This window comes from Paenibacillus sp. USHLN196 (genome assembly GCF_037144955.1).
Taxonomy (GTDB): domain Bacteria; phylum Bacillota; class Bacilli; order Paenibacillales; family Paenibacillaceae; genus Paenibacillus; species Paenibacillus xylanexedens_C.
Window position 1 is genome coordinate 250,949 of record NZ_JBBCYH010000001.1, and the last position, 12,353, is coordinate 263,301.

At 45.4% G+C, this 12,353-nt stretch carries 5 protein-coding genes; all 5 read left to right on the forward strand.

The genetic code is table 11. The features are described 5' to 3' along the window. Nucleotides 1-26 precede the first annotated feature (26 nt). The 5 genes from WFI24_RS01035 to WFI24_RS01055 all read left to right on the forward strand — a co-directional run bounded on the left by WFI24_RS01035 (nucleotide 27) and on the right by WFI24_RS01055 (nucleotide 12,269). Complete coding sequence (locus WFI24_RS01035) at nucleotides 27-1,766, forward strand: sensor histidine kinase (protein ID WP_336758086.1); 1,740 nt, start codon at nucleotides 27-29, stop codon at nucleotides 1,764-1,766. Between the two features lie 2 nt (nucleotides 1,767-1,768). Further along, a complete protein-coding gene (locus WFI24_RS01040) occupies nucleotides 1,769-3,388 on the forward strand; it encodes a response regulator transcription factor (RefSeq protein WP_336758087.1) in 1,620 nt (539 codons plus the stop codon). A gap of 99 nt (nucleotides 3,389-3,487) precedes the next feature. Continuing rightward, complete coding sequence (locus WFI24_RS01045; protein ID WP_336758089.1) at nucleotides 3,488-5,704, forward strand: FAD-dependent oxidoreductase; 2,217 nt, start codon at nucleotides 3,488-3,490, stop codon at nucleotides 5,702-5,704. Nucleotides 5,705-5,721: 17 nt separating this feature from the next. Beyond that, a complete protein-coding gene (locus WFI24_RS01050) occupies nucleotides 5,722-6,930 on the forward strand; it encodes a GDSL-type esterase/lipase family protein (protein WP_336758091.1) in 1,209 nt (402 codons plus the stop codon). A gap of 272 nt (nucleotides 6,931-7,202) precedes the next feature. After that, nucleotides 7,203-12,269, forward strand: a complete 5,067-nt coding sequence (locus WFI24_RS01055) for a golvesin C-terminal-like domain-containing protein (RefSeq protein ID WP_336758093.1) — start codon at nucleotides 7,203-7,205, stop codon at nucleotides 12,267-12,269. Nucleotides 12,270-12,353 lie beyond the last annotated feature (84 nt).

The window sequence follows — 12,353 nt, forward strand, 5'->3', positions numbered from 1 at the left end:
AAACGGAACTAAAAGGAAGATGATGGATGCGAAGAAGAATCAGCTTGCCTTTAAAATTATTTTTGATCGTGTTTGCCTTTGTATTAGGCTGCATCATCTTGATAAGCCAATTGTCTTATCGCTATGTGCAAAAGGAAATAAGAACCAATGACATTTTTTACACCAATCAAATACTAGACAAGGTTGACCAGTATTTCACCGTTAATTTTTCCTCCTTCCAGACGATTCTCTTCTCAGTTGAAACATCAGTGAAAGCCAACATTAACAATACCGAAGTGATTAAAAAGCAATTAAGGGAGCTGTATGAACTCAACAGTATTTATGTCAGTAATATTTATTTGATCAAAAGCGATTTATCCATTTTGGGTGGAAGTACACCTACTCGAATATTCGATGAACCTTTATCTGAAAGAGCACCTTTATTTGATGCGGCTGACAAGAATAGAAGGACTACCTTTGTTAGTGAACCTTACAAATCGAAGTATTCCGGCTGGACGGTTACAATGGTTCGGTATCTGAACGGCGCTCCGTTTCCTATGGCCATTGCGGTTGATTTGGATCTAAATGCCATTGAAGAAACCTTGTTCAAGATTAATAAACAAGAACAAATGAATCTGGCTCTGATTACCGCGTCGGGTAAGATCATTGCTGGATTTTCTGATCATAAAGGACTACTGAATATTCAAGATCATACGTTTTCGATAGGAGAGACATCAGCAGAACAAATCCTGGATGCGACAGAAACAAGCCTTCAACTGCATACCAAGGATGGCATTCCGGTCTCCCTTTTAAAAAAGCCAACGGAGAAATTTAACTGGACCATGATTTCACTCAACGATGAATCACGATTGAAAGCAGCTTTATCCCGATTGGAAAACTATTATATCGAACTTCTGGGTGCAGGTCTTATCTTAAGTTTGTTCATTTCTTTTTTGATTGCCAAATATATCAGAAATCCGCTCTATGCGCTCAAAACAAAAATGAAACGGGTGGAACAGGGTAATCTCACAACGACAATAACGATTAACCGAAACGATGAATTTGGAGATCTTTCACGAGCTTTCGATCGTATGCTGCAGCAGATTGTAGAGCTGATTCGGCGAGCGGAACTTCATAATGAACTTGAGCGGAAGCTGGAAATCCAAGTGCTGCAGTCTCAAATTAACCCTCATTTTCTGTATAACACGCTTGGTTCTATTAGCAATGTCATACGTCTCGGACAAATAGAGAAAGTAGATGTGGTGATCGGGTCGCTCATTTCATTATTGGAATACGGGATAAACGATGCCTCAGAGAAGGTGTCCCTTCGCCAGGAATTACGAAATGTAGCCGACTATATCGAGATCCAGAACATTCGGTATAACCGAAACTTCCACTTGATTGAACATATCGAATCAGGATTAATGGATTTTCCGGTTTTTCGAATGCTGCTGCAACCTCTTGTCGAGAATAGTATCTTCCATGGCTATAACGGAGGGGGAATTGAGGGCCCTATTACGATTCATGCGTACAAGGAGAACAGTATCGTCATCATAGAAGTCGTTGATCAAGGCGAGGGAATACCCGCTGATAAAATAAAGTCTATTTTAATTTCAGAACCGAGTGAAATGGAAGTGAAAAGGAAAAGAATCGGGCTAAATAATATTCATGGTCGAATAAGACTTCACTACGGAGATCAATTCGGGCTCCAGATCATCAGCATCTCTAAGGAAATAACCCGTGTACGCGCCTTATTCCCGGCAGAATTGCAAAAAGGAGATGCATAGTGATGAGAGAATATACCTGCTTCATTGTTGACGATGAAGACCTGATCATTCAAAGATTGGAATTGTTTTTTAATGAGCTCTCTCATAGGGATAAGCGATATGTTCTAGTGGGAAAAGCAAATAATGGGCTGAATGGGATCGAGGAGATCATAAAACTTAAACCGGATATCGTCATATCCGATATCGTTATGCCGCGAATGGATGGAATCTCCATGATTGAGCAGCTCAAGGCGGAGCTACCTCATACCCAATACATACTTCTGACCGCCTATTCATCCTTTGAATACGCCCAACGAGCAATTCAAGCCAACGTATTAGAGTACATCGTAAAGGTTCCCCTGAGGGAAGCGGATTTGGTTCGAGCTTTGGATAAGGCAGCCGGAATTTTAAATGAGTTGAAGAAAAAAGAAGCAGAATTTCAATCGTTAAACGTATCGGTGCTTGAAAATAAATATAGAGTGCGCAAGCAATTTTTTAATGAACTGATCCGAGGTGAAATTCCTTCTCATCGAGCATCTGATTTTGCCAATCGCATGCAGTTTCATTTCTTTCAAGCGAACTATTGCTGCTTCATTGTTGAGATGAATACGTATGGAAGTTTCCGAAACGAATACTCCGCCGTTGATCAAAACATCTTGAAATATGCCATTACGAATATTATCGAAGAAACCGTGATGAATGGCGGCAATGGCGTAGCTGCGGATCTGTCAGATCATCGTTTTATTGGCTTTCTATCCTGGGAAAACAACCGCAGTGATATGGAAACGGAATATGCTTGCCAATCATTGGGAGGGCAGATCGTCTCTTATTTGCATCAATATTTGAATCAAAGGGTATCCGTCGCTTTTGGAGGTCCACATCGAGGCTGGGAATCGATCAAACAAGCGTACACGGAAGCAAAACATGTGAGTGAGGATTTCTATTACCATACAGAGAAAGTCGTAAAGACACCCATGCATCGGTTCCAGTACCACAATGACAAAAAAGCAGACTTTCAGCAGAAACTGGCTGATTTTCTGATATGGGTGAACAGGAAGATTACCAAAGAAGAGTTGGAGAATGCACTCGCCAATCTGAACCAATTTGTTACAGACCATAAAATCCACAAGTCCATCATGGTGCCCATGATTAGAGACTTGTACAGAGACATTACCATGAAGTTTAAACCGGGCAACAAGCTGTACACAGAAGCAGAAGAATTCCCCATGGAATTTATGGCATTTCAGGAACAGCTCGCCTATATTGGCGACTTCACATTCGAATACGTACACGCGGGCCAACTATTACATCGTGCAGAAATCATGAGTGCTATGCATTTTATAGAGAAAAACCTGAAACAGCGTTTAACGCTGGAGGCTATTGCCGAGGAAGTGAATTTAGCACCATCGTATTTTAGCAGCTTATTCAAGAAAACAATGAACGAAGGCGTGATCAGCTATATCAATCGTAAAAAAATCCAATTAGCTCTGGAGCTGTTAAATGTACGGGATTATTCTTTATTGGAATTGTGCGAGGAAGTAGGCATCGTGAACGAAGGTTACTTTTGCAAACTATTTAAAGAATATACGGGGGATACACCTAAGCAATACCGGATAAAAATGACTCGCTACGAATCCAGATAAGGATGCTAAAAATGTATGATTTTTTCGCGAAATCCTGTAAAAAAAAAGAGACCAAAACCATTACCATGATAGAAGCATCTAATCATGGGGGTTATCCAAATGGAGCTTATAAAAGCAGATGTAACCGTCGTAGGCGGAGGTATTGCCGGGATATGTGCTGCCATTGCCGCCGCACGCCAAGGACTGCAGGTTTCACTTATTAATGATCGGCCGGTTCTTGGGGGAAATGCGAGCAGCGAGGTCAGGGTTCATATCAACGGGTCGGCATATCTCGGAAACAGTCCATCCTACTATGCTCGCGAGGGCGGGGTGGTAGAAGAACTCAAACTGAAAATCTTTCATTATAATCCGTTATACAATAAGAAGCTTATGCTTTCGCTTTCGGATACGGTCTTGCTCGATATGGTTTATGATGAACCCAACATTTCTCTATTCCTGAATACATGCGTGCATGAAACGGGCATGGAGAACGGCAGAATTCAATGGGTAGAGGGCCTTCAATTGGCTTCCGAAAGAAAATTTCGTTTTGAAAGCCTTACCTACATCGATTGCTCCGGTGATGGAATTGTGGGATACCAAGCAGGTGCTCACTTCCGATGGGGAAGAGAGGCGAAGCATGAATATCAGGAGCAGCTCGCTCCAGAAGTGGCAGATCATTACACCATGGGTGATACGATTCTGTTTCAAGCCCGTGACGTAGACTATTCCGTTCCTTACAAAAGGCCTGGCTTTGCGTATGATATTACGAAGTTGGCCTTTTTCGATAGTATCCGAAAAGGATTAAACCATCGGTCTTTTCCAAGGAAAATCAACGGGCTTGGCGGGCTGTGGTGGCTGGAATACGGTGGACATATGGATATTATCAAGAATAATGAAGACATCGCATTGGAACTGCGAAAACTGGTGTACGGAATTTGGGATTATATCAAAAATAGCGGTGAGTTTGACGATGTCGACAATCTTATCTTGGATTATGTATGTCCGATTCCGGGAAAACGGGAGTCGAGGCGGTTTATAGGGGAGCACATGCTGTCTCAGAACGATCTCACAGCAAAGCCTCATTTTGAAGATGCTGTATCCGTCGGAGGCTGGTATATGGATCTGCATGCGAATAAAGGTATCTACGACGAGGGGCCGGCTACAGCGTGGAATTACGTGCCTGGATTGTATAATATCCCTTTCCGCAGCTTATTTTCACGTAATATTCCTAATCTCATGTTTGCTGGCCGCAATATAAGCGCTACCCATGTGGCTTTCGGGTCTACAAGGGTCATGGCAACCTGTGGTTGTATGGGGCAGGCGGTAGGAACGGCTGCTGCGTTATGCGCAAAATACGAGACAGACCCTGCGACCATCGTCAAAGCCCATATGAGTGAGCTTCAAGCGCAGCTGCTTCGAGACGGGCAAACGATTGTAGGACTTCAAGAGCCGTTGGATCCTTATTACGCTGACGGATTAACGATTCGTGCCTCGTCTCAGAGAAGCTACAATAATCTTCAACCAACCGAAGAGATCTCCCTGGACAAAGCGTTATGTTTGGTCTTGCCGATTCAGACATCCGTGGCTGAAAGCGTACAGATCAAAATTAAAAATAGATCCAAGCAATCGGAAACATTGCAAGTAAAGCTGTATGGCGGGGATCGGAAGGAAAACTATATTCCGACCAGCGAACTGAAAGATTACTGCTTGCTTATCTCAGCGGGTCAAGATGACTGGATTACACTGGACCTCAGCTGCAAGAAGCCGGCTGACGACAAAATCTACATCGTATTGGAAGGTACGGCGAGCCTTGCCGTATACGGTAATGAAGAGAAAATAACAGGGGCGGTCAGCTTTCATTATAGACCAGAAGTGCCGTCCAGGTTAAAGAAGCTTAATAAGAGCATTTGCTTCAAGGATCTGATACCATCCCAGGATATGTATAATCCCGTCAACGTCGCCAACGGCTTCTCCAGACCTTATGGTCTGCCGAACGTCTGGATCTCTGAACGTACGGAAGGCCAGGAATGGTTGGAATTTGGTTTTGCAAGCCCCAAGAATCTGGATGAAATCCACCTTGTTTTCAATTCGCAGCTGAATTTGGAGCATTTCGACGATCTGATCGAACCACTGATCCAAGATTATAATGTGACCTTAACCTTGGCAGACGGAACCGAGAGTGAAATTAAAGTCCGCGGGAATTATCTTTCGTTGAACAAACATCAGGTGCATGCAAACAGTGTAACCCGAATTCGGTTTAATTTTTATGCAACCTATGGTTCGCCTTATTTTGAAGTGTTTGCTGTAAAATGTTTTGCTCCTAAAAACGCTAAGTGAGGTCAGGTGAAATCGCGATGAAGGAATTTTCCCCACGAAGAGGGCTGCCTAATGTCATTCAGAAGTTGGAAAATGGAGAAACCGTGACCATCGTTTATTTTGGCGGAAGTAATACGCGTTCTGACGGATACAGAGTCATGACGGCGGATTGGCTGCGAGGACAATATCCTAATGCTGATATTCGCTCTGTGAACGCAGGTATTGACGGGACAGGATCGGACCTCGGTTGCGCCCGTGTGGAGACAGATGTACTGCGTCATCAGCCTGATCTCGTGTTTGTTGAATTTGTCGGTAACGATGGCGGAGTTCCCGAATCCAAGGCGCGGATCGAAGGCATTGTGCGACAGATCCGCAAGCACAGCCGGTTTACCGATATCCTGTTCGTATATACGGTTAAGGAGCGGGATGTGCCTTTATTTCAATCCGGCGAATACCAAAAGGGCGCTCTTATGCAAGAGGAAGTCGCCGACTATTACGGCATTCCTTCGATTCATCTGGGCGTAGCGGTCAGTCAATTGGTTTCGGAGGGAAAGCTCATTTTCACCTCAAGGGCAAACGTGTCCATTCCCGGAGCCGTTATTTTTACGCATGATTCGATCCATCCCACTATTCCCGAAGGACACCAGATCTACACGGATACCATCACCCGGTCGTTTGAGAAAATGAGCGAACTTCGAGATCTTGTGGGAAAAGTCGAACATCACTTGCCGCAGGACCCTTTGGTCCCGGCCAATCCTTGGGAGTATGCGACCATGCTGCCGCTGGATCGTCTTACTCTTTTTTCGGCAGGATGGTCTTACATGACCCCAGATAATTTTGCTTTAGTACGCGAGTACGATTGGTTGTTCCCCGGTCTATGGCGGGCAGTCGATCCCGGAGAGGCGATCACGGTGGAGTTCGAGGGAACCCACATCGGGTTATTCGATATCGGGGGGCCGGATTCAGGCAGATTGAAGGTGTCGGTGGATGGAGGGGAACCCTTTCTTGTCGATCGATTCACACCCTATAACGATCATAATCGAAATCAGTATGTTTTCTTGCCGGAGCTACCGAATGGGAAACATACGGTTCGTTTCGAAATCGATCACGAAAAGACAGACAAAGCAGCCGTGTTTGAAGCAAGCGGCAATGAAAGAAGTATGGAACATGTTCGGGAGCATCCAGCTTGGTATGATCAAACGGTCATTCAGCTTGGGAAGTTGCTATTGGTGCAGCCGCCATTATAATTGATGTGTCATGTTCTCTTGGGAGACCTACATCCTATCTGACTGCAATGGAGCAATCAATGAGGATGTAGGTTTCTTTTTACTTAAAATCTTATAAGAAACGCTTAAAATAAAAGAAATTTCACGGTGATATGACATGCTATGATACAAACGACGAAGCGGGATTAGCTAGAAGGCCTAAGGGTTAGGCTAATTGCTTCTTTACGCTCATTCGAGCAAAGGGCAAGATCATTATGAAAGCGTTGTCATTAAAAGGAGAGGCTGTGAATTGTATGGTCAAAAGGAAGCTGTTTTTCTTCATCGTTTTCATGTTGACGATCGTAGTTCCTTTCAGCCTGATCGGAATAAGGGCCGCTTATGCGGAGACCTTACCTTATCAGACGATTATCATCGATGACGGGAGCATCACGATCAATGATGTTGTGACACCTGATGCGGGTAACGAGAACAACGGATATTCAGCTCCAAATTGGACCACAAGCACAGGGGTGAAGGGGTATGATCTTTCCAGCACCAAATATACGAGTACAGCAGGCAGAACGATAACATGGAATCCACGTTTGGAAGCAGGAACGGCGAAAGTTTCGTTCTATAAGCTGGATTGGGCGGATAAGGCAGATAGTAATGTAAAAATCGAAATTGTTCATAATGGAACGACGGATGTAGTCTTTATGGATCTAAGACCTTCATCTGGTGATCCAGCGGGATGGGTTGATTTGGGAGAGTACTATTTTTCCGGAGTTGGAGAAGAATTCGTTCGATTGACTCGGTCTACCAGTACGACGAACACGATCCTTACGCGCGCTGATGCGGTCAAGTTCGAAGGAAATATAAGGCAGAAAGAGCCGCATAAGACGATCATCATTGATGACGGGAGCCTCACGATTGATAATGTCGTCACGGTTGATTCCGGCAACGCTAATAACGGATTTTCCGCCCCTTATTGGAGCACAAGTGCGGGAGTGAAGGGTTACAATAATTCCAGCTCCAAATATACAGACGCCGTAAATAGAAGCATCACATGGAATCCACGCCTGGAAGCAGGGACGGCGAGAATATCGTTCTATAAGCTGGATTGGGCGGATAAAGCAGATAGTAATGTGAAGATTGAGATTGTTCATAACGGGATTACGGATGTGAAGTTTATGGACCTTAGACCTTCGTCAGGTCCATCGGTCGGATGGGTTGATTTGGGGGAGTATGAGTTCAGTGGTGATGATAGCGAATTTGTCAGGCTGACTCGAACCCAACCTACGACGGGTACAATTATTACTCGGGCTGATGCAGTCAAGTTCGAAGGAAATATCCGGCAGCAGGCACCGCCGTTGCCCCCGCTGCGGAGCCGCACATTATCCAATCTCGGTTACACGGAAAAAGGCAGCATCGAAAATGATAACTATAAGGCAACCTTCTATGAGGCAGCATGGGATGGGGGCAAATCCATCGTTCGTGACATGTTCTACAAGAACACGGACACGGGAAACTGGATGCCGATAAATACTGTGGCGGAAAGACTCGAGGAGCAATGGGTTTTATTGGATGGGAATGCGGGAAGTCGAACCAATTACTACGATACGATGAACAAACGCTGGATTACATTTGACGGGATCACTTTTCCCGACAACCACACGGCGGTATTAACCGATTCCTCGCATGAGAGTGATTACGATTTTGAAGTGAACTGGTCCATGGCAGGGGATAAACCAGATGTTTCCTTTGCGTTTACACCTCGCCGCGACGGCAACTATGTGATTGGATATCAGTCCTTCACAACAGAGGTAGTCTCCGGCATCAATGAAGTGTTAAATGGATTCAGGTCGCATGCCAAGATGGTAGGTACCGTAGAATCAACAAGTTTGAGGGAACTGAGCGCTCCGATGAGTCTGGTTGAGAAGAATGATGGTTCAGGGAATCCTTTGACGTATGGGGTATTTGTACCTTCGGAAGAGCTTCCGGTTGAATTTGAACCGACGGGAGGCGTTACGAAACAGCGGCTTGGCATGAGCCTAGTCAACAACGAAGGCAGCGTGCAGCCTATCCTCTATGCGCCTCAATTAGGGACTTATTCGCAAATGACCGCAGAAAGCACGTATCAATTTCATATGGGGCTAATCGCTCAAAAAAACAATTTGTATGAATCCTACGCGGATATTCTTCGCAATGAGTACGATTATTCGGCATACCGGGAAAATGTATCCGATCAGTCGCTTACTGACGCGATGTTTAATATGATCGATCTGCTTAAGATAGAGCCGCAAGGGGATGACTCTGTTGATTATGTCCCTTCACCCAGCGGGTGGTGGAGCCGTGCAAAGGGCTTTATTGATATCGAAAACGAAGATAGCGTTCGAACAAGCTCGAATGCAGTTCTTCTGGGAGCTTACTATTTGACGGAGGATGACCAGCTATACGATACGAGAGCATTACCGTCCGTTCAGTATGGCGTATCGCGAAATGGTATCGGTTGGTCGCCGACGCAGAAGAAAGTATACGGCGTACCTTCGTTATGGAAAATGGCTACCCTGCCATTCGATGTTTCAAGCGTAGCCGCTGTCAATCAGATGATGGCCACTTCGGCAGGAATTGGGGCGCTGGCACAGGAAGAGTACCTCGTACGTGATCCTGACCAGAAAGATCGGGGCCCTGTCATTCAGCCTCTGATGATGTATCGTATGACAGGAGATGCCCAATATTTACAGGCTGCGAAGGATGCGGCCGACAGCTATATCACGCAGCATATCGATACGCCAGCATCCGTCGATGTGAGTAAAAATGAGTTCATTTATTATTATAGCAAGCTGTGGATGGAGATCTTGGAGCTTTACGAAGAAACTCAGGACCCCAAATACTTGAATGCTGCCTATAAGGAAGCCAAACGGTATGCAACCATGTTTGTTGCTCGTCCGGTTCCTGAAGGAAACGTTACGATTCCGCAGCCTGAGACGTATAATTACGCGGAGTCGTTCCATTGGCCGGAAAGCGGTAAATTTCAATATCCTCGGATCAAGCTCCCGGAAGATGTACCCGGAGGGGTACCAGCGGATCATTGGCTTGTTTCACCGAGCGGATTGACGTTTGAAGCAGGCAGTACAACCGGCTATTATCGGATGAATGCTCAGGAAGCTCCTTTTATGCTGAGATTGTCGCTCTATACAGGGGATAAACTGCTGCAGGATATCGCTCATAATGCGGTGATTGGTCGATATTCCAGTTATCCAGGTTATTACTACAAAGGCTTCGCCGTTAGCCAACTTGAACCGGATTTTCCTCTGGAAGGCCCTAGCGGGGCAACATCCATCTATTATCACCATATACCGGGGCAGCTCGGGCAAACGATGGATTATTTGATCAGCGAACAATCATTGAAATCGAACGGCAGTATTACGTTTCCTTCCGTATTTGAAACGAATTTTTTATGGTTCAAATATCATCTTTATGGGAATAAACCAGGTCAATTTTATGGTAATTCCGACGTTTGGCTGTGGATGCCCAAGGGGATTATTAAGACCAATCATCCTCAATTGAACTGGATAACGGGTGAGAGTGGGGATAAATTCTACATTGGGCTGAGCAACGCATCGTCAGATGAAGTACAGACTCCAATTGAATTGAATGAACAAATCATTGGATTCAACCCGGCACAAGATTATACCGTAACGATCATCCGCGACAATGGTACACCAGAGCAAACCGTTATGCGTGGCGGAACCATTGAAGCGACGGTTTCAGCAAAGGGAATTACCGCTATTATTGTAGAGGGTCTCGATATTGATGTGCCGCTGCATCAGGTTAGAACGGCTGATACATCGGATGCAAGTTATTTCTTCGATATCCACAGTCCAATCGATGCAGTTAAAGGCATGCTGATCGTTAAGCCCGACGAAACGGTTTATGATGCTTATGTGCAAGCCAAAACGACGAAACCAGCGACAATCCATTATTCCTTGGATGGCGGGGCTACCTATACAACGATTCCAGATACGATATACCCGATGGAATGGTCGATACGGGTGAACGATTTATCCCAAACCTTCACGTATTACTTGGAATCAGAGGGGAAACAGACCCGCAAGCGGACACTTTATCTACCGGATCAGGTAACCGAAACGCCAGTCCAACCCGATGATGGGCAGGATGGTTCATCTATTATTGTGGATAATACGGAAGCGGAGACAGAAGGCGTCTGGATAAGGGATACAACGGCGAATGACTATTACTACGATAACTATGTATATGCGAAATCGACGGCCGGTACAGCGACAAGCAAGATGAGATGGCGGCCTGAGCTGCCGGAAAGTGTCACATACAGTGTGTATTACAAGCTTCCACAAATAACTGCTGCAAGTGAAAATTGGGCAACAAATGCCTCATTTACCGTTTATTATAGCGGGGGCTCCGAGACGGTTACCGTTGATGAGACAACAGCGAATGGTACTTGGGTGCATCTGGGGGATTATCCTTTTGCTGCAGGCGATAGCGGGTTCGTGGAACTAACCAACAAGGCCAACAAATCAAGGGTCGTTGCCGATGCGATCATGTGGGTGGACCCGAACCGGATACCACAATTGGAATCTGCTATGATCTCGTCCGATCGGAACGAACTGCAGATGACTCAAACCGCGCAATTGAGCGTAACCGGTTATTTGGATAACGGTTTAATTGGTGATCTTACACAGGCCAATGTGCAGTATTTCGTTGATCGTACGGATGTGGCTGAAGTGGACAGCAGCGGGTTGTTGACCCTGCTACATCTCGATGGGGAAACGGATCACATTGAGGTATGGGCAACTGTCACGATTGATGGAGTGACCTTAACAACCCCACCTTTGAACATAACGATTAAGGACCTAACGGTTATCGTGGACAGTACAGATACAACGGGGTTATACACGACAGAAGGATCTTGGAGCCAAAGCAATTTAGCCGGATACAAAATTGGGGTTAAGTCCCGTTATACTACTGTTCAAGGATCATCAGCAACATGGAAAGGCCAGTTTCCAGAGGGGAAATATACGGTCTCGATCTACAAGCTCGTCCACACGACGGCGAACGATAATCATGTCAAAGTGGAAGTGAAGCATAAGACGGGTACTGAGGTCACCTATATCGATGCAACGGTCGGTCCATCGGGTTGGGTTGATCTAGGGACGTTCGACTTTACGGGAGACGGCAGCGAGTATGTTCGTTTAACCAGGGAGACTCCAACAACGGTAGATCCGCCAACGCTTCCTGCAGATATGATCTATACGAGGGTTGACGCAGTGAAGTTCGAACGGCATTCCGTTGCTACTGAGCTGCCTGCAGATGAAGAGCCAGGTACACCGACACTTTCTGAATAGTGACAGACACTAATATTAATAGAGACAAGAGCCACGCATTCTGTGGCTCTTTCGTTTGGACTAGAGAAAACTCTCGTCATGTAT

What these genes read in the sequence shown, in the direction of transcription:
- WFI24_RS01035 (WP_336758086.1), top strand. Translation starts at nt 27, where the DNA reads ATGCGAAGAAGAATCAGCTTGCCTTTAAAATTATTTTTGATCGTGTTT.
- WFI24_RS01040 (WP_336758087.1), top strand. Translation starts at nt 1,769, where the DNA reads ATGAGAGAATATACCTGCTTCATTGTTGACGATGAAGACCTGATCATT.
- WFI24_RS01045 (WP_336758089.1), top strand. Translation starts at nt 3,488, where the DNA reads ATGGAGCTTATAAAAGCAGATGTAACCGTCGTAGGCGGAGGTATTGCC.
- WFI24_RS01050 (WP_336758091.1), top strand. Translation starts at nt 5,722, where the DNA reads ATGAAGGAATTTTCCCCACGAAGAGGGCTGCCTAATGTCATTCAGAAG.
- WFI24_RS01055 (WP_336758093.1), top strand. Translation starts at nt 7,203, where the DNA reads ATGGTCAAAAGGAAGCTGTTTTTCTTCATCGTTTTCATGTTGACGATC.